The sequence below is a fragment of the Agromyces sp. GL_144 genome (assembly GCF_057834305.1).
In genome coordinates this window covers 2,827,471-2,849,555 of the sequence record NZ_CM174399.1, presented here as the reverse complement: position 1 = coordinate 2,849,555, position 22,085 = coordinate 2,827,471, and the positions used below count along the sequence as shown (strand labels likewise).

General features: G+C 69.0%; 23 protein-coding genes and 1 pseudogene. 18 read left to right on the top strand and 6 right to left on the bottom strand.

From position 1 onward, the window contains the following. Positions 1 to 4: 4 nt before the first annotated feature. The gene (cysK, locus tag AC3IPY_RS13020; RefSeq protein WP_489184697.1) at positions 5 to 940 is read right to left on the bottom strand and encodes a cysteine synthase A; all 936 of its coding nucleotides are present in this window, start codon (positions 938 to 940) and stop codon (positions 5 to 7) included. A 94-nt stretch (positions 941 to 1,034) separates the two neighbouring features. Here cysK and prmC point away from each other — a divergent pair, with 94 nt between their 5' ends. Continuing rightward, complete coding sequence (gene prmC / locus AC3IPY_RS13015; RefSeq protein ID WP_489184696.1) at positions 1,035 to 1,919, top strand: peptide chain release factor N(5)-glutamine methyltransferase; 885 nt, start codon at positions 1,035 to 1,037, stop codon at positions 1,917 to 1,919. 51 nt (positions 1,920 to 1,970) lie between these two features. On the opposite strand, the gene AC3IPY_RS13010 is transcribed toward prmC, so the two are convergent. Next, a complete protein-coding gene (locus tag AC3IPY_RS13010) occupies positions 1,971 to 3,014 on the bottom strand; it encodes a TetR/AcrR family transcriptional regulator (protein ID WP_489184695.1) in 1,044 nt (347 codons plus the stop codon). A gap of 114 nt (positions 3,015 to 3,128) precedes the next feature. Between AC3IPY_RS13010 and AC3IPY_RS13005 the strand changes: the two are divergent. From AC3IPY_RS13005 to AC3IPY_RS12935, 15 genes and pseudogenes are all read left to right on the top strand, one after another. Next, positions 3,129 to 4,032, top strand: a pseudogene (locus AC3IPY_RS13005) (ATP-binding cassette domain-containing protein). Continuing rightward, positions 4,029 to 4,877: an ABC transporter permease gene (locus AC3IPY_RS13000; protein ID WP_489184694.1), complete on the top strand. Its 849-nt coding sequence runs from the start codon at positions 4,029 to 4,031 to the stop codon at positions 4,875 to 4,877. Before AC3IPY_RS13005 ends, AC3IPY_RS13000 begins: the two are co-directional and overlap by 4 nt. Before the next feature lie 156 nt (positions 4,878 to 5,033). Further along, a complete protein-coding gene (locus AC3IPY_RS12995; RefSeq protein WP_489184693.1) occupies positions 5,034 to 5,843 on the top strand; it encodes an L-threonylcarbamoyladenylate synthase in 810 nt (269 codons plus the stop codon). Continuing rightward, positions 5,840 to 7,090 carry an MraY family glycosyltransferase gene (locus tag AC3IPY_RS12990; protein WP_489184692.1) on the top strand — a complete coding sequence of 417 codons (1,251 nt, stop codon included), beginning with the start codon at positions 5,840 to 5,842 and terminating at the stop codon, positions 7,088 to 7,090. The genes AC3IPY_RS12995 and AC3IPY_RS12990 overlap by 4 nt, the downstream gene beginning before the upstream one ends. Beyond that, positions 7,090 to 7,569, top strand: coding sequence for a Cg1360 family ATP-synthase-associated protein (locus tag AC3IPY_RS12985; protein ID WP_489184691.1), 480 nt, complete (start codon positions 7,090 to 7,092; stop codon positions 7,567 to 7,569). The genes AC3IPY_RS12990 and AC3IPY_RS12985 overlap by 1 nt, the downstream gene beginning before the upstream one ends. A gap of 248 nt (positions 7,570 to 7,817) precedes the next feature. Continuing rightward, a complete protein-coding gene (gene atpB / locus AC3IPY_RS12980) occupies positions 7,818 to 8,597 on the top strand; it encodes a F0F1 ATP synthase subunit A (RefSeq protein ID WP_489184690.1) in 780 nt (259 codons plus the stop codon). Positions 8,598 to 8,642: 45 nt separating this feature from the next. After that, a complete protein-coding gene (gene atpE / locus AC3IPY_RS12975) occupies positions 8,643 to 8,876 on the top strand; it encodes an ATP synthase F0 subunit C (RefSeq protein WP_022888426.1) in 234 nt (77 codons plus the stop codon). 28 nt (positions 8,877 to 8,904) lie between these two features. Further along, positions 8,905 to 9,471, top strand: a complete 567-nt coding sequence (locus tag AC3IPY_RS12970) for a F0F1 ATP synthase subunit B (protein ID WP_489184689.1) — start codon at positions 8,905 to 8,907, stop codon at positions 9,469 to 9,471. A gap of 3 nt (positions 9,472 to 9,474) precedes the next feature. After that, positions 9,475 to 10,272 (top strand): F0F1 ATP synthase subunit delta, encoded by a 798-nt coding sequence (locus AC3IPY_RS12965; RefSeq protein ID WP_489184688.1) that lies wholly within the window; start codon positions 9,475 to 9,477, stop codon positions 10,270 to 10,272. A gap of 77 nt (positions 10,273 to 10,349) precedes the next feature. Further along, positions 10,350 to 11,990 carry a F0F1 ATP synthase subunit alpha gene (atpA, locus tag AC3IPY_RS12960; protein WP_489184687.1) on the top strand — a complete coding sequence of 547 codons (1,641 nt, stop codon included), beginning with the start codon at positions 10,350 to 10,352 and terminating at the stop codon, positions 11,988 to 11,990. Positions 11,991 to 12,034: 44 nt separating this feature from the next. Then, positions 12,035 to 12,931, top strand: a complete 897-nt coding sequence (locus AC3IPY_RS12955; protein ID WP_489184686.1) for a F0F1 ATP synthase subunit gamma — start codon at positions 12,035 to 12,037, stop codon at positions 12,929 to 12,931. Between the two features lie 23 nt (positions 12,932 to 12,954). Beyond that, positions 12,955 to 14,415: a F0F1 ATP synthase subunit beta gene (gene atpD / locus AC3IPY_RS12950; RefSeq protein ID WP_489184685.1), complete on the top strand. Its 1,461-nt coding sequence runs from the start codon at positions 12,955 to 12,957 to the stop codon at positions 14,413 to 14,415. A gap of 2 nt (positions 14,416 to 14,417) precedes the next feature. Then, positions 14,418 to 14,678, top strand: coding sequence for a F0F1 ATP synthase subunit epsilon (locus tag AC3IPY_RS12945; protein WP_489184684.1), 261 nt, complete (start codon positions 14,418 to 14,420; stop codon positions 14,676 to 14,678). A gap of 10 nt (positions 14,679 to 14,688) precedes the next feature. Continuing rightward, the gene (locus AC3IPY_RS12940; RefSeq protein ID WP_489184683.1) at positions 14,689 to 15,261 is read left to right on the top strand and encodes a P-loop nucleotide/nucleoside kinase family protein; all 573 of its coding nucleotides are present in this window, start codon (positions 14,689 to 14,691) and stop codon (positions 15,259 to 15,261) included. Next, on the top strand, positions 15,262 to 16,023 hold the full coding sequence (locus AC3IPY_RS12935; protein ID WP_489184682.1) for a YaaA family protein: 762 nt from the start codon (positions 15,262 to 15,264) through the stop codon (positions 16,021 to 16,023). A 29-nt stretch (positions 16,024 to 16,052) separates the two neighbouring features. On the opposite strand, the gene AC3IPY_RS12930 is transcribed toward AC3IPY_RS12935, so the two are convergent. Together AC3IPY_RS12930 and AC3IPY_RS12925 are read right to left on the bottom strand one after the other, a co-directional pair. Beyond that, complete coding sequence (locus AC3IPY_RS12930) at positions 16,053 to 16,658, bottom strand: DNA-3-methyladenine glycosylase I (RefSeq protein ID WP_489188335.1); 606 nt, start codon at positions 16,656 to 16,658, stop codon at positions 16,053 to 16,055. Between the two features lie 5 nt (positions 16,659 to 16,663). Further along, positions 16,664 to 17,155, bottom strand: a complete 492-nt coding sequence (locus tag AC3IPY_RS12925; RefSeq protein ID WP_489184681.1) for a methylated-DNA--[protein]-cysteine S-methyltransferase — start codon at positions 17,153 to 17,155, stop codon at positions 16,664 to 16,666. A gap of 89 nt (positions 17,156 to 17,244) precedes the next feature. On the opposite strand from AC3IPY_RS12925, the gene AC3IPY_RS12920 reads away from it, so the two are divergent. Next, the gene (locus AC3IPY_RS12920; RefSeq protein WP_489184680.1) at positions 17,245 to 18,510 is read left to right on the top strand and encodes a DUF4192 family protein; all 1,266 of its coding nucleotides are present in this window, start codon (positions 17,245 to 17,247) and stop codon (positions 18,508 to 18,510) included. Between the two features lie 41 nt (positions 18,511 to 18,551). Here AC3IPY_RS12920 and AC3IPY_RS12915 read toward each other — a convergent pair whose 3' ends face one another. Both AC3IPY_RS12915 and AC3IPY_RS12910 read right to left on the bottom strand, forming a co-directional pair. Further along, on the bottom strand, positions 18,552 to 19,937 hold the full coding sequence (locus AC3IPY_RS12915) for an aspartate aminotransferase family protein (protein ID WP_489184679.1): 1,386 nt from the start codon (positions 19,935 to 19,937) through the stop codon (positions 18,552 to 18,554). Positions 19,938 to 19,949: 12 nt separating this feature from the next. After that, on the bottom strand, positions 19,950 to 20,432 hold the full coding sequence (locus AC3IPY_RS12910) for an Lrp/AsnC family transcriptional regulator (RefSeq protein WP_489184678.1): 483 nt from the start codon (positions 20,430 to 20,432) through the stop codon (positions 19,950 to 19,952). A 209-nt stretch (positions 20,433 to 20,641) separates the two neighbouring features. On the opposite strand from AC3IPY_RS12910, the gene AC3IPY_RS12905 reads away from it, so the two are divergent. Then, positions 20,642 to 22,075, top strand: coding sequence for an aminobutyraldehyde dehydrogenase (locus AC3IPY_RS12905; protein WP_489184677.1), 1,434 nt, complete (start codon positions 20,642 to 20,644; stop codon positions 22,073 to 22,075). Positions 22,076 to 22,085: the final 10 nt, after the last annotated feature.

Sequence of the window (22,085 nt, the reverse complement as noted above, 5' to 3'; positions counted from 1 at the left end):
CCGGTCAGTCAAGCAGACCTTCGTACAGCACCGTCGACAGGTAGCGCTCGCCGTAGCTGGCGACGATGACGACGATGGTCTTGCCGGCGTTCTCGGGGCGCTTGGCGACCTCGAGCGCGGCGTACACGGTGGCGCCCGACGAGATGCCGCCGAGAACGCCCTCTTCGGTGCCGAGGCGGCGTGCCGTGGCGACCGCCTGGTCGATGTTGACGTCGATGACCTCGTCGTAGACGTCGCGGTCGAGCACGTCGGGCACGAAGTTCGCCCCGATGCCCTGGATCTTGTGGGGGCCGGGGGCCCCGCCGTTGAGGATCGGCGACTCGGCGGGCTCGACGGCGATGACCTGCACCTCGGGCTTGCGCTCCTTGAGCACCTGGCCGACGCCCGAGATGGTGCCGCCCGTGCCGATGCCGGCGATGAAGATGTCGACGCCGCCGTCGGTGTCGGCCCAGACCTCTTCGGCGGTGGTGCGGCGGTGGATCTCGACGTTGGCCTGGTTCTCGAACTGGCGGGCGAGCACCGCGCCGGGGGTCGTGGCCGCGATCTCCGCGGCCTTGGCGACGGCGCCCTTCATGCCCTCGGAGCCGGGCGTGAGCACGAGCTCGGCGCCGTAGGCCTTCAGCAGCGACTTGCGCTCCTTCGACATGGTCTCGGGCATCGCGAGGATCACCTTGTAGCCGCGTGCGGCGCCGATGAGCGCGAGCGCGATGCCGGTGTTGCCGCTGGTGCCCTCGACGATGGTGCCGCCCGGCTGGAGGGCGCCCGACGCCTCGGCGGCGTCGACGATGCCGACGCCGAGGCGGTCCTTGACGCTCGCGGAGGGGTTGTAGAACTCGAGCTTCGCGAGCACGGTGGCGCCCGCACCCTCGGTGATGCGGTTCAGGCGCACGAGGGGCGTGCGACCGAAGGCCTCGGTGATGTTGTCGAAGATCTGGGCCATGGGGCTTCCTCTCGGGATGCGGGTACAGGGGCGGGGTGCCCCGGCCAGCCTATGACCGGGCGTCTTCCCGGTCACGTGCATTACATTCCATTTCATGGATGCACGGATGCCGCGGGCCGACGCCGATCGATCGATCAGGGCGGTCAGGGGTGAGGCGGTCTCCCGGCTGGCTCAGGCGGGCGTCCCCGACGCCGAGGTCGACGCCGACCTGCTCCTCGGACACGTGCTCGGACTCTCGCGAGGCGGTGTGCAGGCCAGGGTCGTCATGGGCGACGAGGTCACCGAGGCGGATGCCGCGGAGCTGGCCTCGCTCGTCACCCGAAGGGTCGCGCGGGAGCCCCTGCAGCACATCACGGGGCGCGCGCCGTTCCGCAACCTCGAGCTGCTCGTGGGGCCGGGCGTGCTCGTGCCGCGGCCCGAGACCGAGGGGGTCGCCGAACTCGCGATCGAGGCGCTGCGCGCGATGCCCGATGCGGAGCCGATCGCGGTCGACCTCGGCACGGGCAGCGGCGCGATCGCGCTCGCCCTGGCGACCGAGGTGCCGCATGCGCGGGTGTACGGGGTCGAGCTCTCGCCCGAGGCGATGGCGTGGGCCCGCCGCAACGTCGAGCAGACCGGCGCAGAGGTGACGCTCGTCGAGGGCGACCTGGCCGATGCGCTGCCCGAGCTCGACGGGCGGGTCTCGGTTGTCGTGTCGAATCCGCCGTACGTGCCGGCGTCGGCCATTCCGGCGGACCCCGAGGTGCACCTGCACGACCCGGTCGTGGCGCTCTACGGCGGCGACGACGGCCTCGACGTGATCCGGGCGCTCTCGACGAGGGCGCTCGCGCTGCTGCGACCGGGCGGCACGCTCGTGATCGAACATTTCGAGACCCAGTCGGCGCAGGTCGCCGAGCTGCTGGCGGCCGACGGGTGGCGCACCGTGGCGCACCACCGCGACCTGACGATGCGGGATCGGGCGACGACCGCGGTGCGCTGAGCTGAGCGCCGGGCTCGGCATCGAGCGTGCGGCGCGCGCTGAGCGACCGGTCTACTTCGCGCGTGCGGCCTTCTCCCGTGCGAGCCGTGCCTTCTCGAGCGCGAGCTCGGCCTTCTCGTGCGCGGCCCGCTCCTTCTCCTTGGCGTGCTTCTCGCGCTCGAGCGCCTGCTTGATCGCCTCGCGTTCGCGCTTCTGCGCCTCGCGCAGGGCCTTCTCGGCCTCGCGCCTGGCCTTGGCGGCCTCGCGCACCTTCGCGTCGCGGGGGAGTTCGAGCGCGGGCGCCAGCGCAGGCGGGACGGCCGCAGCGAGCTCGCCCTGCTGCTCGGCGTGCTGCGCGACGTACGTCTGGATGCCGTCGAGCATGCGCTGCAGACCGAAGACGAAGTCGTCCTCGGTCTGCGGTCCGGGCGGGGCGTCGGCACTGCTCTCCTCGACGTAGCCGCCCCCGAGGAAGAGCGGCGCGAGGTGCGGGAAGCGCTCGGGGGTGACGAACTCCATGAGCGCGCCGAGGTAGCGCTCGCCGGTGACCTCTGCGGGGTCGGTGGCGGCGGACGCCCTCGCGATGTCGCGGTCCTGGGCGCTCGTCGCCCGCGCGTAGCTCGTGAACATGAGCAGGGTCGACATCTTCTCGCCGTCGCTCAGGGGGAGCTCGCGCACCTCGCGCAGGAACCAGTCGACGATCATGAGCGCGTTCGGCGTGATCGGCGCCCCAGAGACGGGGATGTCCACCAGCCACGGGTGCGCCTCGTATCCGGCCCTGAGACCGTGCACCCATGCCGTGACGCCGTCGCGCCAGCCGCGTTCGACCGACTCGTCGGGCACCGGCATGTCGCTCGCGGCCTCCTGCATGAGCAGGATCAGGTCGTCCTTGCTGGTGACGTAGCGGTAGAGCGACATGGTCGTGAAGCCGAGCGCGCTCGCGACCCGGCTCATCGACACCGCCGCAAGGCCCTCGGCATCGGCGATCTCGATCGCCGTGTCGACGATGCGCTCGATCGACAGTTCGCGTTTCGGGCCGCGCTGCGGGTTGGCGGCGACGCCCCAGGCGAGCGCGACGCCGCGCGGCAGTTCGGGGTCGGGGCTCTGCTCGCTCATCGGCATCCGTTCATTCGGTGTTGACCTCAGTCTAGAACTGTGTATTACTTAAACAACCGTAGACGCACTACACAGTTTACAAGATACGCAGAACTGGAATGAATGGAGCGAACCATGCAACTCGCCATCGACGCTCGCGGCCTCCGCAAGCGCTTCGGTCGCGCCGACGTGCTCGCGGGGCTCGACCTCGCCGTGCAGGCCGGCACGATCTTCGCCCTGCTCGGGCCGAACGGCGCGGGCAAGACCACGACGATCAACATCCTCACGACGCTCGTGCGGCCCGATGAGGGCACCGCGCTCGTCGCCGGACTCGACGTCGTCGCGAAGCCCGAGGAGGTGAAGCGGCGCATCAGCCTCACCGGCCAGGCCGCGGCGGTCGACGAGGTCTTGACCGGCTTCGAGAACCTCGTCATGTTCGGCCGCCTCTCTGGACTGTCGACGCGCGCGGCCAAGCGCAGGGCCGACGAGCTCCTGCAGCGCTTCGAGGCTCGCGGATGCCGCGGGGCGGCGCCTGAGCACGTACTCGGGCGGCATGCGACGTCGCCTCGACCTCGCGCTGAGCCTCGTCGTCGAGGTGCCGGTGGTCTTCCTCGACGAGCCCACGACCGGGCTGGACACCCGAAGCCGGCAGGAGCTCTGGCGGGTCATCCGTTCGCTCGCCGACGGCGGCGCGACCGTCTTCCTCACCACGCAGTACCTCGAGGAGGCCGATCTGCTCGCCGACCGCATCGCGGTGCTCGACCACGGGCGCATCGTCGCGCAGGGCACCGCCGACGAGCTCAAGTCCCTCGTCGGCGGCGAGGTCGTCGAACTCCGCGGCGGCGAGGGCGAGCTGCTCGCCGAGCTCCCGACCGACGGCACCGTGCACGGACTGCGGCGCGCGGTCGAGCAGATCGACCGGCTCTCCGCGGCATCCGCCGACGGTGCGACCGTCGCCATCCGTCGTCCGAGCCTCGACGACGTGTTCCTCCAGATCACCGGGCACCAGGACGCCCCAGAACTCCAGGAGTCGAGATGACCACCACGACCACCCACGCGACCGACCTCGCGGGCGGAACTGCCCGGCACGGGCGAGCGGATGCCGCGCCCGCCCTCCGGCCCCGGCTCGGCGCCCTCACCGCCGAACGCGTCTTCATCGGCCGCAGCTTCACCCATTCGGTGCGCGACGTCGAGACCATGCTCATGGCGGTGCTGCTGCCCGTGATGCTCATGCTGATGTTCACGTGGATCTTCGGCAACGCCATCGACCCGTCGGGCGGCTACGTCGACTACGTCGTGCCCGGCATCATCCTGCTCTGCGCGGGGTTCGGCTCGGCCTCCACGGCCGTCTCGGTCTCGCGCGACATGACCAACGGGGTCATCGACCGGTTCCGCACGATGCCGATCCGCAGCGGCGCCGTGCTCACCGGGCACGTCGTCGCGAGCCTCGTGCGCAACCTCGTCGCGACCGCCGTGGTCATCGTGGTCGGCCTGCTCGTGGGCTTCCGCGCCTCGGCCACGCCGCTCGAGTGGCTCGGCGTCTTCGCGATCGTCGCGCTCTACATCCTCGCGATCACCTACCTGTTCGCGGCGATCGGGCTCGCGGCCAAGACGCCGGAGGCGGCGAGCGGCTACGGCTTCATCCTGCTGTTCCTGCCCTACGTGTCGAGTGCGTTCGTGCCGGTCTCCACGATGCCCGAGTGGCTGCAGCCGGTCGCCGAGCATCAGCCGATCACGCCCGTCATCGAGACGATCCGCGCCCTGCTCACCGACGCTCCGCTCGGCGACCAGGCCTGGTGGGCCCTCGGGTGGTGCGTCGCGATCATCGTCGTGGCCGCGGTCTGGGGCGCCTGGCTCTTCCGCCGCAAGGCCGGTCGCCGCTGAGGCGGCGGGTTCCCGCCTCGAGCGGAGTCCTCGAGCGGAGTCCTCGAGCGGATGCCTCGGGCAGGCGTCTCGCCCGAGGAATCCGCCCGCCCGAGGCATCCGCTCGCCTCGACCGGCCCGGAACGGCCGGGTTCGCTGGTCTAGAATCGAGCGGTCATGACTGCCATCTACGACTGTTCGGTCGAATCCCAGCTGCTCACGGGCATGCGCCTCGCGCGCGGAGCGATCGGCCGCGGCCAGCTCGTGGTGCTGCCGACCGACACCGTGTACGGCCTCGCCGCCGATGCGTTCGATGCCGCGGCGGTCGCGCGACTGCTCGAGGCCAAGGGGCGCGAGCGCACGTCGCCTCCGCCCGTGCTGATCCCCGGCATCCCCACGCTCGACGCGCTCGCCCGCGAGGTGCCCGAGCCCGTGCGCAAGCTCGTGGCCGCCTTCTGGCCCGGCGGGCTCACGGTGATCCTGCATGCGCAGCCCTCGCTCACCTGGGACCTCGGCGAGACCCGCGGCACCGTCGCGCTGCGCATGCCCGACAACCGGTTCGCGCTCGAGCTGCTCTCCGAGACCGGCCCGCTCGCCGTCTCCTCCGCCAACCTCAGCGGCATGCCGTCGGCCACCAGCGCGGCCGAGGCTTCCGAGATGCTCGGCGATGCGGTCGCCGTCTACCTCGACGGCGGCCCGGCCGGCACGGGCTACGAGGCCATCGGCGAACGACCGGGCGACACCTCGTCGACCATCGTCGACGCGACCTCGCTCACCGCCGACGGGGGAGTGCTCCGCATCGTGCGCCCCGGCGTCATCTCTCGCGAGCGCATCGCCGAGGTCGTCGGCGAGGAGCTGCTCGCGCCGGTCGCCGTCGACGTGACGCCGGCTGCCGAGCCCGAGGCATCCGCTTCGACCTCCGGCACGGCCGAGCCCGAGGCATCCGCTTCGACCGCCGATGACGCGACGGACGCCGCCGCCTCATGACCCTCTTCCTCGCGCTCGCCATCGTGGCCGCGCTCGTGACCCTCGTGGGCTCGTATCTCGTCTGGAAGTTCAGCCTCAAGTACCGGCTGTACCCCAAGATCCGCGAGCGCGACGTGCACACCCGGCCGACCCCCCGGCTCGGCGGCGTGGCGATGTTCGTCGGCATCCTCGTGGCGTTCGGCGCCGCATGGTTCGTCTCGAGCCTCGGCCCCACGCGGTTCGCGAACGTCGCGATCATCTTCCAGGACCCGACGCAGGTGCTCTCGATCCTCGGCGCGGCACTGCTCATCGTGCTCATCGGCGTCGCCGACGACATCTGGGACCTCGACTGGACCACGAAGCTCGCGGGCCAGTTCATCGCGGCCGGCCTCATCGCCTGGCAGGGCGTCTCCATCGTGTCGCTGCCGATCGGCGGCATCCTCGTGGGTTCCTCGTGGATGTTCGCGACGCTCACGGTCTTCGTGATCGTGCTCGTGATGAACGCGGTCAACTTCATCGACGGGCTCGACGGCCTCGTCGCGGGGGTCTCGCTCATCTCCAACGGCGTGTTCTTCGTCTACACCTACCTGCTCGTGCAGCAGACCTCGCCGACGAACTACTTCAACCTCGCCTCGATGATCGCGATCATCCTCGTCGGCGCCTGCGCCGGATTCCTGCCGCTCAACTGGCGGCCCGCGAAGCTCTTCATGGGCGACGCGGGGGCGCTGCTCGTCGGCCTGCTCATGGCGACGTCGGCCATCGCGGTGACGGGCCAGCTCAACCCCGCCGGGGTGGGCTTCAACCAGCTCTTCGCGGCGTTCATCCCGATCATCCTGCCGGTGGTCGTGCTGCTCATTCCGCTGCTCGACTTCGGCCTCGCCGTGGTGCGCCGCCTGCGCGCCGGCAAGTCGCCGTTCGCGGCCGACCGCAAGCACCTGCACCACCGCCTGCTCGACATGGGGCACTCGCACCTGAACGCCGTGCTCATCTTCTACGGGTGGACCGCGGTGGCCTCCATCGGATGCCTCATGACGTATGTGTTCCCGGTGTACCTCGGCATCAGCGCGCGCTGGGCCTTCCTCCTGCTCGGCGTCGGATTCGTCGTCTGCGCGATCGTGACGCTCGCGCCGCTCGGGCGCCGCAAGCGCCTCACCGTCGCGGCCGAGGCGACGCCCGTGGCAGACGAGGTCGTGCGCGCCGACGAGCTCGACCGGCAACCGCTCAGCGAGCCGTCGGTAGAATCGGGCGACCCCACGACTGGAGCCTGATGACCGACGCACGACCTGATTCCGCCGATCGCACGCCGACCTCGAACCCGGTGCTGCGGCGCGCCCTCACCCTCGGCGGCATCGTGGCCGCCGCGCTGTTCGTGGTCACGGCGGTGCTCGGGTTCGTCTTCGCCGGCGGCGAGGGCCTCGCCGGTGCGCTCGTCGGCACGGCGATGGCGGTCGTGTTCATGGGCATCACCGCGGCGAGCATCCTCATCGCCAACCGGTTCGCCTCGAGCGACCTGTTCGTCGGCGCGTTCTTCGGCATCGTGCTCGGCGGGTGGCTGCTGAAGTTCGTCGTCTTCATCGTGCTCGTGGTGCTGCTGCGCGACGCCGCATGGCTCGACACGACCGTGCTGTTCCTCAGCCTCGTCGCGGGCGTCATCGCCTCGCTCGTCGTCGACGTGATCGTGATCACGACCTCGCGCATGCCGCATGTCAGCGACGTCGAACTGCCTCCGGCACCGACCGACGACTGATATTCGACAAGGTGTCGAAGTCGTCTCGGCGCGATTTTCGACATCGTGTCGAAGTCGACTCGGACGAACTTCGACGGCGATTCGTCCGATGCCCGAAGTATTGCTAGAGTAATGGAGATCCCCCCGGTAAACGCCTGCTTCGGCATGTGCGTGAAACCGATCCGATGTTCGTCGTCGCGAGAGCCGAGCTCCACGCCCCGAAACAGGAGATAGCGCTGCTAGCTAACGCTCTGAACCTTCTGGTTCCGATGTCAACCAACGATGGTGAATTCCACGGGCCGTCGATCGACGAATTCTTCCCTGGAGCGCTGTTCTTCGAGGGTACGCCGTTCGAGATCAACCGCATCATGCTCGTCCGCTACGTCGCGGTCATCGCACTGCTGCTGGTCTTCTGGCTCGGCACGCGCCGCATGCGCATGGTGCCCGGCCGATTCCAGAGCCTCGTCGAGATGGGTCTCGACCTGGTGCGCGTCAATATCGCCGAAGACCTCCTCGGCAAGAAGGACGGCAAGCGATTCCTGCCGATCCTCACGACGATGTTCTTCATGATCCTGTTCATGAACCTGACGGGCATCATCCCCGGCCTGAACATCGCCGGCACCTCGGTCATCGGCGTGCCGCTGGTGCTCGCGATCGTCGCCTACGTCACCTTCATCTACGCGGGCGTCAAGAAGAGCCCCAAGAACTTCTTCAAGAACTCCCTCTTCCCCTCGGGTGTCCCGTGGCCGGTGTACATCATCGTCACGCCGATCGAGCTGATCTCGACCTTCATCATCCGCCCGATCACGCTGACCCTGCGACTCATGATGAACATGATCGTCGGTCACCTCCTGCTCGTGCTCTTCTTCGCGGCGACGCAGTTCTTCGTCTTCTCGCTCGGCGGTTGGTGGACCCTCCTCGGTGCCGGAACCCTGGCCTTCGGCCTCGTGTTCACGCTGTTCGAGATCCTCGTCGCCGTCCTGCAGGCGTACGTCTTCGCCCTTCTCACCGCGGTCTACATCCAGCTCGCGGTCGCCGAAGAGCACTGAGCCCGGGCACCCGCCCAGAAACATCCCTAGGAAAGGAAACCCAACGTGGACGCAACCACCGTTCTCGCTGAGATCAACGGCAACATCGCGACGGTCGGCTACGGCCTCGCAGCCATCGGCCCGGCCATCGGCGTGGGCATCGTCGTCGGCAAGACCATCGAGGGCGTGGCTCGCCAGCCCGAACTCGCCGGTCGCCTCCAGGTCCTGATGTGGATCGGTATCGCCTTCACCGAGGCGCTCGCCTTCATCGGCATCGCGACCTACTTCATCTTCGTCTGATCCACCCGCCGCAACTGAGGAGGCCAACGTGCTTCATGCAGTACTGAGCGCTGCAACCGAGGGTGGCGAGACCCACAGCCCGGTCATTCCCGAGCTGTACGACATCCTCTGGTCGTCGGTCTGCTTCGTCATCATCCTGATCTTCTTCTGGAAGTACGTGCTGCCGCGCGTCCAGAAGATGCTCGATGAGCGTGGCGAGGCGATCGAGGGCAACATCGCGAAGGCCGACGAGGCCCAGCGCAAGGCCGAGGCCGCCCTCGAGGAGTACACCGCACAGCTCGCCGACGCGCGTGCCGAAGCCGGTGCGATCCGCGAGACCGCGCGCGAAGACGGCAAGAAGATCGTCGCCGAGGCGAAGGAGACCGCCGTGGCCGAGGCCACGCGCGTCACCACGAGCGCCCAGGCGCAGATCGAGGCCGAGCGCCAGTCCGCGCTCGTCTCGCTCCGCTCCGAGGTCGGCACGATCGCGATCGACCTGGCGTCCGGCGTCATCGGCGAGTCGCTCACCGACGACCAGAAGGCCCAGGCCGTGGTCGACCGGTTCCTCGCCGACCTCGAGGCGTCCGAGAAGGCCGCCGCAGGGGAGACGAAGTAACCCATGGGCAGTGCTACGAGAGAAGCCCTGGCCTCGACGCGAGCCTCGCTCGCGTCGTTCGGCCGGGCCGACCTGCAGGTGGCAGAAGACGTGCTCGCCGCCGGTCGACTCATCGCCGGTTCTGCGCAGCTGCGCAGCGCACTCACCGACAACGAGGCCGATGAGGCCCAGAAGCGGCAGCTCGTCACCTCGGTGTTCGGCAGCCGCCTCGTGCCCGGCGCGGTGAGCCTGCTCACCGCGGCCGCGTCGAACCGGTGGTCGAGCCAGGCGGACTTCCTCGACGGCATCGAAGAGATCGGCTTCCGTGTCGCGGCCGATTCCGCGGGCGAGGGCGTCGAGCTCGATGCCGAACTGTTCGCGTTCGAGCGCACGGTCGCATCCGACGCCGAGCTCGAGCTCGCGCTCGGGTCCAAGCTCGGCGAGAACGACGCCAAGGCGAGGCTCGTCGAGCGCCTGCTCGGCACCGGCCCCGTCTCCCCGGCGACACTCGTCGTGGTTCGGCACCTGGTGCTCTCGCCCAGGGGCCGGCGCATCGGTGCGATGCTGCGCGGCGCGGCATCCGTTGTCGCCGACCAGCGCGGCTTCGCGGTCGCGACGGTCACGACGGCCGTGCCGCTGAACGACGCCCAGCTCGCACGCCTCGAGCAACGTCTCGCCGCACAGGCGGGCCGCCGCATCCGATTCGACACGATCATCGATCCCGCCGTGCTCGGCGGCGTTCGCGTGCAGATCGGCGACGACGTCATCGACGGCAGCGTCGCCTCGCGCCTCAGCTCGCTGAGGCAGAAGCTTGCCGGCTGACGCCGGACGACAACGACCGGCGTCTCGCGCCGCGACAGACCAGTAGCTGTACAACCGGTACAGAAAAGGGAAAGACAATGGCAGAACTCTCCATCAGCCCCGATGAGATCCGCTCGGCTCTCACGGAGTTCGCCTCGGCCTACGAGCCGGGCGCGGCGCAGAAGACCGAGGTCGGATACGTCACCGATGCCGGCGACGGCATCGCGCACGTCGAGGGCCTCCCCTCGGTCATGGCCAACGAGCTCATCCGCTTCGCGGACGGCACGCTCGGCCTCGCGCTGAACCTCGACGAAGACAAGATCGGCGTCGTCGTGCTCGGCGAGTTCACCGGCATCGAGGAGGGCATGGAGGTGACCCGCACCGGCGAGGTCCTCTCCGTCCCCGTCGGCGAGGGCTACCTCGGCCGCGTCGTCGACCCGCTGGGCAACCCGATCGACGGCCTCGGTGAGATCACCGGCCTCGAGGGTCGTCGCGCGCTCGAGCTGCAGGCCCCCGGCGTCATGCAGCGCAAGTCGGTGCACGAGCCCCTGCAGACCGGCATCAAGGCCATCGACGCCATGATCCCCGTCGGCCGCGGTCAGCGTCAGCTGATCATCGGCGACCGCCAGACCGGCAAGACGGCCATCGCGATCGACACGATCATCAACCAGAAGGCCAACTGGGAGTCGGGCGACGTCAACAAGCAGGTCCGCTGCATCTACGTCGCGATCGGCCAGAAGGGCTCGACCATCGCCTCGGTGAAGGGCGCGCTCGAAGACGCCGGAGCCATGGAGTACACGACGATCGTCGCCGCTCCGGCCTCCGACCCGGCCGGCTTCAAGTACCTCGCACCGTACACCGGCTCGGCCATCGGCCAGCACTGGATGTACGACTCCAAGCACGTGCTCATCATCTTCGACGACCTGTCGAAGCAGGCCGAGGCCTACCGTGCCGTGTCGCTGCTGCTGCGTCGTCCCCCGGGACGCGAGGCGTACCCCGGCGACGTCTTCTACCTGCACTCGCGTCTGCTCGAGCGTTGCGCGAAGCTCTCCGACGAGCTGGGCGCCGGCTCGATGACCGGCCTGCCGATCATCGAGACCAAGGCCAACGACGTCTCGGCATACATCCCGACCAACGTGATCTCGATCACCGACGGCCAGATCTTCCTCCAGTCCGACCTCTTCAACGCCAACCAGCGTCCGGCGGTCGACGTGGGCATCTCGGTCTCGCGTGTCGGTGGCGACGCGCAGGTCAAGTCCATCAAGAAGGTCTCGGGCACGCTGAAGCTCGAGCTCGCGCAGTACCGCTCGCTCGAGGCGTTCGCGATGTTCGCGTCCGACCTCGACGCGGCGAGCCGTCGCCAGCTCGCGCGAGGCGCACGTCTCACCGAGCTCCTCAAGCAGCCGCAGTACTCGCCGTACCCCGTCGAGGAGCAGGTCGTCTCGATCTGGGCCGGCACGAACGGCAAGCTCGACGAGGTCCCGGTCGAGGACATCCTGCGCTTCGAGCGCGAGTTGCTCGACTTCCTCGGCCGCAACACCTCGGTGCTGAGCGACCTCCGCGAGACGAACGTGCTCACCGACGAGACCGTCGCGACGCTCGAGTCCTCGGTCGACAAGTTCAAGCTCGAGTTCCAGACCGGCGAGGGCAAGCCGCTCGCCTCGGTCGGCTCCGAGCAGTTCGAGCCCATCGACGCCGAGCACGTCGACCAGGAGCAGGTCGTCAAGACGCGGCGCTGAGCCTCGCACGACTGATCGATCGACTCTAAGAATTCAGGAGAGACATGGGAGCGCAACTTCGGGTCTACCGGCAGAAGATCAAGTCTGCCCAGACGACGAAGAAGATCACCAAGGCGATGGAGCTCATCGCCGCGTCGCGCATCCAGAAGGCGCAGGCGCGGGTGGCGGCTTCGACGCCGTATTCGCGGGCGATCACGCGCGCCGTGTCGGCCGTGGCGACGCACTCGAACGTGGCCCACGTGCTGACGACGGAGCCCGAGCGCATCGAGCGCGCCGCGGTCGTGATCCTCACGTCCGACCGTGGCCTCGCCGGCGCGTTCAACTCGCAGGTCCTCCGCGAGGCCGAGCAGCTCAGCGAGCTGCTCCGGTCCGAGGGCAAGGAAGTCAACTACTTCCTCGTCGGCCGCAAGGCGGTCGGGTACTTCGCCTTCCGTCGTCGTGAGTCCGAGCAGCAGTGGGTCGGCAGTTCCGAGAACCCCGACTTCGAGCTCGCGAAGGACATCTCCGACACGGTGCTCGAGGCGTTCCTGCGCGATGCGTCCGACGGCGGCGTCGACGAGATCTACGTCGTCTACAACCGCTTCGTGAGCATGATGACGCAGACCCCCTCGGTTGTGCGTCTCCTGCCGCTCGAGGTCGTCGAGGGCGTCGCCGAACCCAGCACCGAGGTCGAACCGCTGTACGAGTTCGAGCCCGATGCCGAGACCGTGCTCGACTCGCTGCTTCCGGTCTACATCGAGAGCCGCATCTTCAATGCGCTGCTCCAGTCCTCCGCCGCGAAGCACGCGGCGACCCAGAAGGCGATGAAGTCGGCGAGCGACAATGCCGACAACCTCATCACCGACTACACCCGCCTCGCGAACAACGCGCGTCAGGCCGAGATCACGCAGCAGATCTCCGAGATCGTGGGCGGCGCCGATGCGCTCGTCGCCGCCAAGTAGCAACTCAGAAAAGAGAGAGCAGAATGACTGACACCGCAACCGCGCCGGTCGCCGAGCGTGCCGCCGGCGCCGTCGGACGCATCGCCCGCGTCACCGGCCCCGTCGTCGACATCGAGTTCCCGCACGACTCGATTCCCGAGATCTACAACGCGCTGAAGACCGAGATCACGATCGAAGACGTGACGACGGTGCTGACCCTCGAGGTCGCCCAGCACCTCGGCGACGACCTCGTTCGCGCCATCGCCCTGAAGCCCACCGACGGTCTCGTCCGCGGCCAGGAGGTCACCGACACCGGCGAGGCGATCTCGGTTCCGGTCGGCGATGTCACCAAGGGCAAGGTCTTCAACGTCATCGGCGAGGTGCTGAACGGCGCGCCCGGCGAGCAGATCGAGATCACCGAGCGCTGGCCGATCCACCGCAAGCCCCCGGCATTCGACCAGCTCGAGTCGAAGACGCAGCTCTTCGAGACCGGCATCAAGTCGATCGACCTCCTCACCCCCTACGTGCAGGGTGGAAAGATCGGCCTGTTCGGCGGTGCCGGCGTCGGCAAGACCGTCCTCATCCAGGAGATGATCCAGCGCGTCGCGCAGGACCACGGCGGTGTGTCCGTGTTCGCCGGTGTCGGTGAGCGCACCCGTGAGGGCAACGACCTCATCCACGAGATGGAGGAGGCGGGCGTCTTCGACAAGACCGCCCTCGTCTTCGGCCAGATGGACGAGCCGCCGGGAACGCGTCTTCGCGTCGCCCTCTCCGCGCTCACGATGGCGGAGTACTTCCGCGACGTGCAGAAGCAGGACGTGCTGCTCTTCATCGACAACATCTTCCGCTTCACGCAGGCCGGCTCCGAGGTCTCCACGCTGCTCGGCCGCATGCCCTCCGCCGTGGGCTACCAGCCCAACCTCGCAGACGAGATGGGTGTGCTCCAGGAGCGCATCACCTCGACGCGTGGTCACTCGATCACCTCGCTGCAGGCGATCTACGTGCCGGCCGACGACTACACCGACCCGGCCCCCGCGACCACCTTCGCCCACCTCGACGCGACGACCGAGCTCTCGCGCGAGATCGCGTCGAAGGGTCTGTACCCCGCCATCGACCCGCTGACCTCCACGTCGCGCATCATGGACCCCCGGTACCTGGGCGCCGACCACTACCGCGTGGCGACCACGGTCAAGCAGATCCTCCAGAAGAACAAGGAACTGCAGGAGATCATCGCCATCCTCGGTGTCGACGAGCTCTCCGAAGAGGACAAGATCACGGTGTCGCGCGCGCGCCGCATCCAGCAGTTCCTCTCGCAGAACACCTACATGGCCAAGAAGTTCACGGGCGTCGAGGGTTCCACGGTTCCGCTGAAGGACACGATCGAGTCGTTCGACGCGATCGCCCGCGGCGACTTCGACCACGTGGCCGAGCAGGCGTTCTTCAACGTCGGCCCGATCACCGACGTCGAAGAGAACTGGGCTCGCATCCAGAAGGAGAACGGCTGAGCATGGCCGCACTCAACGTGAGCGTCGTCTCGGCCGACCGGGAGATCTGGTCGGGCGAGGCGTCCATGGTCGTCGCACGCACGGTCGAGGGTCAGATCGGCATCCTGCCGGGCCACGAGCCGATGCTCGCGGTCCTCGCCAGTGGTGAGGTGCGGGTGTCGTTGCCCGGCGGCGAAAAGGTCACGGCGAACGCCGAAGACGGCTTCCTCTCCGTCCAGTCCAACGTGGTGCAGATCGTCGCCTCGCGCGCGAGCCTGAACTGAGGCGTCGCGGATGCAGGGGGAGCAGCCGCTGGACCGCCAGTTCGGTGAACTGGCGGTCACGCAACTCGTCGTGATGGCGGGTCTGCCCGGAGCGGGCAAGTCGACGATCGCGGAGATCGTCGGCGCCCGGCTCGGGGCGACCGTCGTCTCGGTCGACCCGATCGAGTCGGCGATCCTTCGTGCCGGCATCGACGCCGATGAGCCCACTGGCCTCGCGGCGTACCTCGTCGCCGAGGAGATCGCCGAGAAGGAGCTCGCCTCCGGGCGGACCGTCATCGTCGATGCCGTGAATGCGGCCGAGGCCGCCCGACTCCAGTGGCGTGACCTGGCTGTGCGCAACGAGGTGCGACTCCGCGTGGTCGAGGTGTTCTGCTCCGATGAGGCCGTGCATCGTGCACGGCTCGAGAAGCGCGAGCGCGGGCTCCCGCATCTCGAGGAGACCACCTGGCGCGCCGTCGAGCAGAGCCTCGAGGGCTATGCGCCCTGGACCGGTCCGTCGTCGGCGCTGCCGCGCGTGAGCATCGACAGTGTCGAGTCCCTCGGCGCGAACGTCGAGGCGACGCTCGCGTTCCTCGCGTCGTAGATGCTGCTGCTCCTGCCGCCTTCGGAGACGAAGCGCGAGGGCGGCGACGGCGCGCCCCTCGACGTCACGAGGCTGTCGTACCCACAGCTCGGCGACCTTCGTTCCGAGCTGGTCGACCGCGTGATCGACCTCTGTTCCGACGAGCCGGCTGCGCTGCGCGCCTTGAAGCTCGGTCCGAGGCTCGTGACCGAGGTGGAGCACGATCGTCGGCTGCGCACCTCGCCGACGATGCCCGCCCTGGACCGCTTCACAGGGGTGCTCTTCGACGCCCTCGACGCCGGTTCGCTCGATGATGCGGCACGCCGCTTCGCGGCCGAGACGACGTTCGTGCATTCGGCCCTCTTCGGCCTGCTCGGCGCGCTCGATCCGATTCCGGCGTACCGGCTGTCGCATGACTCCCGCGTGCCGGGCATCACCCTGCGCCGGTTCTGGCGCGCGGCCGTTTCGGCGCTGATCGATGCGCACTCCGGCGTCATCGTCGACCTGCGCTCGGAGGCGTACGCAGACCTCGGCCCGGCGCCGATCCGTGAGAACAGTGTGTTCGTGCGCGTGGTGTCGATCGACGGCGATGGGCGGCGACGAGCGCTGAACCACTTCAACAAGCAGGCGAAGGGACGCTTCACCAGGCGCTTCCTCGAGACCCGGCCCGAGATCGAGTCGGTCGACGACCTCATCGAGTGGGCGGCCGGCGAAGACGTCGTGCTCGGTCTCGGCTCGGCGGCATCTGCACGCTCGCCGCTGGAGCTCGAGCTCGTCGCCTGACGAGCGCAGGCGTCTCGACTCGTTCGGATTCAGCTCGCGGCCGCGTTCGGCACCGGCTCCGCGGCCGACCGGTAGCAACCGGAGAGATGGTCGTCGACCAGGCCGGCGGCCTGCATGAGCGCGTACATCGTCGTCGGGCCGACGAACCGGAATCCGCGCGTGCGGAGCTCGCGACTGAGGGCACTCGACTCCGGAGTGATCGCCGGCACCTCCGCATAGGATGCGGGCGGTCTGCGGGGCGTGTCGGGCGCGAAGCTCCAGATGAACTCGTCGATCGGGAGATCGAGCTCGAGGGTGGCACGCGCGTTGCCGATGGTCGCCTCGATCTTGCCGCGGTGACGGATGATGCGCTCGTCGGCGAGCAGGCGCTGCACGTCGGCCTCGTCCATGGCCGCGACGCGTTCGACGTCGAACCCGTGGAAGACCTCGCGGAAGGCCGGTCGACGACGCAGGATGGTGATCCACGACAGGCCGGCCTGGAAGCCCTCGAGGCAGACCTTCTCGAAGAGCCGCGTCGGATCGTGCTGCGGACGGCCCCACTCCTCGTCGTGGTAGCGGCGGTATTCGTCGTCGCCGGCGCTCCAGCCGCAGCGGTGCAGGCCGTCGTCGCCGAGCACGAGTTCAGGACGGGGGATCACGCTCACGCTGCGAACCCGATCTTCTCGTGGCCGAGCAGCCAGAGCTTGGTCGGCACGCCTTGGCCGCCCGAGTAGCCGGTGATGCGACCGTCGGATGCGAGCACGCGATGGCAGCCCACGATGATGGGCACCGGGTTCGCCCCGACGGCGCCGCCGATCGCCCGTGCGGAGCCCGGCCTGCCGACGGCGTCGGCGAGAGCGCCGTAGGAGGTGGCATCGCCGTGGTGGAGCTGCTGGAGGCGTTGCCAGACGGCCCGCTGGAACTCGGTGCCGTGCAGGCGCACGGGCAGGTCGAAGTCGGTGCGTTCGCCCGCGAAGTACTCGGCGAGCTGGGCCTTCGCGGTCTCGAGCACGGCGTTGGCGTGCTCGGGTTCGGCGTCGTGGGGGAGGGTGCCGTCGCGCTCGATCGACAGCGCGGTGATGGCGTCGTCGTCGGCGACGATCTCGATGCGCCCGATGGGGCTGTCGATGCGGACGAGGTGCAGTTCGGTCATGGTTCGAGACTAGCCACGGGCACCGACATCCACTCGCGGGAATCGGACATCGCGGACGTGCCGACGTTCTCGGGAGATGTGGAGGACGAGTGCCTCACCCCTCCCTAACAGGTGGCCTGCGCGCGCGAGCATCGGCCCGGCCGTGGGGATCATGGATTCCGTCGTCCGCCTCGCCCAGCATGTGGCGTATGACCGCCATCATCCGCGCCGCGTCGGCGCACGATCTCCTCGCCCTCGTGCCGGCGCTCGCCGGCTTCAACCCTCGTCGCTCGCTCGTGTGCGTCGTCTTCATCGGCAATCGCACGGCAGGGGTCCTCCGCCATGACCTGCCCCGAGACGTCGGCGATCACGACGCACTCGTCGCCGCCGTCGTCGGCACGGTCTGCCGCATGCCCGACGTCGACTCGCTCGTGCCGATCGTCTACACCGACGAGACGTTCCGGCAGCATGGCGGCCTGCCCGAGCGGGCCTTGCTGGAGTTGCTCGTCGACCGTGCCGAGCAGGCCGGCTTCCAGATCCGCGACGCGCTCTGCCACGCGGGCGACGCGTGGGCATCGGCGCTCGAGGCGAACGGGCCGGAGTCGGGGCATCCGCTCTCGCTCATCGCGACGAGCCGGGCGGCCCATGACGCGTCGGGCGCAGCGGCCGCACCGCGAGGCATGGCGCCCGATCAGGCCGGTGCGATGCCTGCCGCCGACGCCGAAATCGCAGATGCGATCGCGGCAGCCTACGAGCAGATCGGTGCGATCGGCAGCGCGGAGTCGGCCATCGCCGGGCTGGGGCGCTTCGCCGACCCCATGGAGCTCGTCGAGTCGCTGCTGACCCGTTCGCGGCGTGCGCCCGATCCCGGGCTGCTCGGCTGGTTCCTGCATCTGGCCGCGCGGCCGGCGATCCGCGATGCGATGATGCTGCAGATCGCCTTCGGGCGGGTGATCGCCGAGCTCTCGCTGGACGCCTCCGACGCCGCCGACGAACGCGAGGCCGCGATGGATTCCGGAGCCGGGACCGACGGAGCGGCGCCGAGAGCGTTCGCGTTCGAGACGCGCACCGAGATCGACGACCTGCTCGGCCGGATCGTCATGGGCCGTACGATGCTGAGGCCCGATCGCCGCCGCCTCGAATCGGGGCTCGAGGCGATGCGGCACCTCATCGCGAACGCGCCGGAGGCGGCGCGACCGGGAGCCTGCTGCATCGCCGCCTGGACGGCGTGGGCGCTCGGACGGGGGTCGATGGCCGGAGCATTCCTCGACGCGGCACTGGAGATCGACGCCGATCATGCGATGGCGCGACTGCTCGACGGATTCATCGGCTCGGGGGCGCTGCCCGACTGGGCGTTCGCCCGGGCAGACGGATGAGCTCGCCGCAGGCTGGGCTGCGGCGAGCCCACCCACGTCGGTCAGAGGCGGTTCGAGGCCTCCGTGAGCACGCTCCGCAGGATCTGCTCGATCTCCTGGAACTCCGGCACGCCGATGGTGAGCGGCGGCGAGAGCTGGATGACCGGGTCGCCGCGGTCGTCGGCCCGGCAGTAGAGCCCGGCGTCGTAGAGCGCCGTGGAGAGGAACCCGCGGAGCAGGCGCTCGGACTCCTCCTCGTTGAAGGTCTCGCGCGTCGCCTTGTCCTTCACGAGTTCGACGGCGAAGAAGTAGCCCGCGCCGCGCACGTCGCCGACGATCGGCAGGTCGTTGAGCTTCTCGAGCTCGGAGCGGAACAGCGGCGAGTTCTCGCGCACGTGCTCGAACAGGTGCTCCTCCTCGAAGATGTCGAGATTCTCGAGGGCGACGGCCGCCGAGACCGGGTGCCCGGCCCAGGTGTAGCCGTGGTAGAACGTGGTGTCCCCGTGCTTGAACGGCTCGTAGATGCGATCGCTGATGATGGTCGCGCCCATCGGCGCGTACCCCGAGGTCATGGCCTTGGCACAGGTGATCATGTCGGGCACGTACCCGTACTCCTCGCAGGCGAACATGTGGCCGATGCGGCCGAACGCGCAGATGACCTCGTCGGAGACGAGCAGCACGTCGTACTGGTCGCAGATCTCGCGCACGCGCTGGAAGTAGCCGGGGGGCGGGGGGAAGCATCCGCCCGAGTTCTGCACCGGCTCGAGGAACACGGCCGCGACGGTGTCGGGGTCCTCCATGAGGATCTGCTCCTCGATGCGGTTCGCCGCCCAGATGCCGAAGGCCTCCTCGTCTTCGGTCGGCGCGCCCATCTCGGCTGCACGGTAGAAGTTCGTGTTCGGCACGCGCAGTCCGCCGGGCGTGATCGGTTCGAACGGCGCCTTGATCGGCAGGCCGGTGACGGCGAGGGCGCCCTGCGGGGTGCCGTGGTAGGCCAACGCGCGGGAGATCACCTTGTACTTGGACGGGCGGCCCATGAGCTTCCAGTAGTTCTTCGCCAGCTTGTACGCGGTCTCGACCGCCTCGCCGCCGCCGGTCGAGAAGAAGACGCGATTGAGGTCGCCCGGCGCGTGCTGGGCCAGGCGGTCGGCCAGTTCGATCGCCTTCGGGTGGGCGTACGACCAGATCGGGAAGAACGCGAGCTGCTCCGCCTGCTTGGCGGCGACCTCGGCGAGGCGCCTGCGGCCGTGGCCGGCGTTCACGACGAAGAGTCCGGCGAGGCCGTCGATGTAGCTCTTGCCCTGGATGTCGTAGATGCGGTGGCCTTCGCCCCTGGTGATGATCGGCACGCCCGACGTCTCCATGGTGGACTGCCGGGCGAAGTGCATCCAGAGGTGGTCCTTCGCCATCGCCTGCAATGTCGCGTTGTCTTCTACTCGATCGGTCATGATCGATCCCTTCTAGCGAGTGCCCCAGTTGTAGAACTGCTTCTGGAGTTTGAGGTAGACGAACGTCTCGGTCGAGCGCACGCCCGGCAGATTGCGGATGCGGGTGTTCAGCAACGAGATGAGCTCGTCGTCGTTCTCGCACACGACCTCGGCGAGCACGTCGAAGCTGCCGGCGGTGAGCACGACGTAGTCGATCTCGGGGATCTCGGCGAGGCTCGCCGCGAGCTCCCTCGTGTCGCCCGACGCACGGATGCCGATCATCGCCTGGCGCGTGAAGCCGAGCTGCATCGGGTCGGTCACGGCGACGATCTGCATGACGCCCGACTCGGTGAGCCGCTGCACGCGCTGCCGCACCGCGGCCTCGGAGAGCCCGACCGCCTTGCCGATGTCGGCATAGGAGCGTCGGCCGTCGGCCTGCAACTGCTCGATGATCGCCTTGGACACGTCGTCGAGGTGCACGGCCCGCGGCTGGCCCGTTCGCGCCGTGTTCGTCATGCAGCCGATTGTTACAGCAGCCACGGGCGCATGCAAGGGATTCCGTTGAATTCCGTACACAATGCAACGAATTCCCATGCAATAGCTCGCGTCGACCCACTGGATCCGATTACGATGGCGCACACATCCCCGGCTTCCCACCACGGATGCCGCAGCCGACGACGATGCCGCGGGCGCCGAAGCCCGTGGCTCGCGACGAGGAGAGCAGCATGACCGCAGCACCCATCCGGAACTTCATCGGCGGCGACTACATCGATGCCCGCGGCGATCAGGGCATCGACCTCGTCGACCCTGCGACCGAGGAGGTCTACGGCACGTCGCCCGTCTCGAATCTCGAGGACGTCGCGGCGGCCTACCGCGCGGCATCCGACGCCTTCGAGGTCTGGGGCGAGACGACGCCCGCCGAACGCCAGCTCGCACTGTTCCGCATCGCCGACGCGATGGCCGACCGCGCCGAGGAGTTCGCCGACCTCGAGTCGCAGGACACGGGCAAGCCGCGCGCGACGCTCGTGCAGGACGAGATCCTGCAGTCCGTCGACCAGCTGCGCTTCTTCGCGGGGGCCGCGCGCAACCTCGAGGGCCGAGCTGCGGCCGAGTACCTCGCCGGCCACACGTCGTTCGTCCGTCGCGAGCCCATCGGCGTCATCGGCCAGGTGACGCCGTGGAACTACCCGCTCAACATGGCCGTGTGGAAGGTCGCGCCGGCGATCGCTGCCGGCAACACCGTCGTGCTGAAGCCCTCCGACACGACCCCGCTGTCGACGCTGCTGCTCGGCGAGGTCGCGGCCCAGTTCCTGCCCGCGGGCGTGCTCAACGTCGTGACCGGCGATCGCACGACCGGCGCCGCCGTGCTCGGGCACGAGCGAGCGCAGATGGTCGCCATCACGGGCTCGGTGCGAGCCGGCATGGAGGTCGCCCGCGCTGCGGCATCCGATCTCAAGCGCGTGCACCTCGAGCTCGGCGGCAAGGCGCCGGCCATCGTGTTCGCCGACGCCGACCTCGACGCCGCCGCCGCCGGCATCGTCGCCGCCGCGTACTTCAACGGCGGGCAGGACTGCACCGCCGCGACACGAGTGCTCGTGCACGAGTCCGCGCACGATCGGTTCGTCGAACTCCTCGTCGCGCACGCGGCATCCGACGCCCGCACCGGCGGCCCCCGCGAAGACGGCGTGCTCTACGGCCCGCTGAACAACGCGAACCAGCTCGCCCAGGTCGCCGGCTTCATCGACCGGCTGCCCGCGCACGCCGAGATCGTCGCCGGCGGTCGCCGCCAGGGCGAGGTCGGCTACTTCTGGGAGGCCACGATCGTGACGGGCGTCCGTCAGGACGACGAGGTCGTGCAGCGGGAGATCTTCGGCCCGGTGCTGACCGTGCAGCCGTTCGCCGACGACGCCGACGCGCTCGCGAAGGCGAACGGGGTCGACTACGCGCTCGCCGCCTCGGTGTGGACGAGCGAGCACACCCGTGCGATGCGGTTCGCGAAGCACCTCGACTTCGGATGCGTGTGGATCAACACGCACATCCCGTTCGTCTCCGACATGCCGCACGGCGGATTCAAGCACTCCGGCTACGGCAAGGACCTCTCGAACTACGGCTTCGAGGACTACACCCGCATCAAGCACGTGATGAGCGCGATCGGCTGACCGCGATCGC

What these genes read in the sequence shown, in the direction of transcription:
- AC3IPY_RS12925 (WP_489184681.1), bottom strand. Translation starts at nt 17,155, where the DNA reads ATGACCGAACTGCACCTCGTCCGCATCGACAGCCCCATCGGGCGCATC.
- AC3IPY_RS13010 (WP_489184695.1), bottom strand. Translation starts at nt 3,014, where the DNA reads ATGAGCGAGCAGAGCCCCGACCCCGAACTGCCGCGCGGCGTCGCGCTC.
- cysK (WP_489184697.1), bottom strand. Translation starts at nt 940, where the DNA reads ATGGCCCAGATCTTCGACAACATCACCGAGGCCTTCGGTCGCACGCCC.
- prmC (WP_489184696.1), top strand. Translation starts at nt 1,035, where the DNA reads ATGGATGCACGGATGCCGCGGGCCGACGCCGATCGATCGATCAGGGCG.
- AC3IPY_RS12990 (WP_489184692.1), top strand. Translation starts at nt 5,840, where the DNA reads ATGACCCTCTTCCTCGCGCTCGCCATCGTGGCCGCGCTCGTGACCCTC.
- AC3IPY_RS12915 (WP_489184679.1), bottom strand. Translation starts at nt 19,937, where the DNA reads ATGACCGATCGAGTAGAAGACAACGCGACATTGCAGGCGATGGCGAAG.
- AC3IPY_RS12910 (WP_489184678.1), bottom strand. Translation starts at nt 20,432, where the DNA reads ATGACGAACACGGCGCGAACGGGCCAGCCGCGGGCCGTGCACCTCGAC.
- AC3IPY_RS12935 (WP_489184682.1), top strand. Translation starts at nt 15,262, where the DNA reads ATGCTGCTGCTCCTGCCGCCTTCGGAGACGAAGCGCGAGGGCGGCGAC.
- AC3IPY_RS12995 (WP_489184693.1), top strand. Translation starts at nt 5,034, where the DNA reads ATGACTGCCATCTACGACTGTTCGGTCGAATCCCAGCTGCTCACGGGC.
- atpA (WP_489184687.1), top strand. Translation starts at nt 10,350, where the DNA reads ATGGCAGAACTCTCCATCAGCCCCGATGAGATCCGCTCGGCTCTCACG.
- atpB (WP_489184690.1), top strand. Translation starts at nt 7,818, where the DNA reads ATGTCAACCAACGATGGTGAATTCCACGGGCCGTCGATCGACGAATTC.
- AC3IPY_RS13000 (WP_489184694.1), top strand. Translation starts at nt 4,029, where the DNA reads ATGACCACCACGACCACCCACGCGACCGACCTCGCGGGCGGAACTGCC.
- AC3IPY_RS12955 (WP_489184686.1), top strand. Translation starts at nt 12,035, where the DNA reads ATGGGAGCGCAACTTCGGGTCTACCGGCAGAAGATCAAGTCTGCCCAG.
- AC3IPY_RS12985 (WP_489184691.1), top strand. Translation starts at nt 7,090, where the DNA reads ATGACCGACGCACGACCTGATTCCGCCGATCGCACGCCGACCTCGAAC.
- AC3IPY_RS12905 (WP_489184677.1), top strand. Translation starts at nt 20,642, where the DNA reads ATGACCGCAGCACCCATCCGGAACTTCATCGGCGGCGACTACATCGAT.
- AC3IPY_RS12945 (WP_489184684.1), top strand. Translation starts at nt 14,418, where the DNA reads ATGGCCGCACTCAACGTGAGCGTCGTCTCGGCCGACCGGGAGATCTGG.
- atpD (WP_489184685.1), top strand. Translation starts at nt 12,955, where the DNA reads ATGACTGACACCGCAACCGCGCCGGTCGCCGAGCGTGCCGCCGGCGCC.
- AC3IPY_RS12940 (WP_489184683.1), top strand. Translation starts at nt 14,689, where the DNA reads ATGCAGGGGGAGCAGCCGCTGGACCGCCAGTTCGGTGAACTGGCGGTC.
- AC3IPY_RS12965 (WP_489184688.1), top strand. Translation starts at nt 9,475, where the DNA reads ATGGGCAGTGCTACGAGAGAAGCCCTGGCCTCGACGCGAGCCTCGCTC.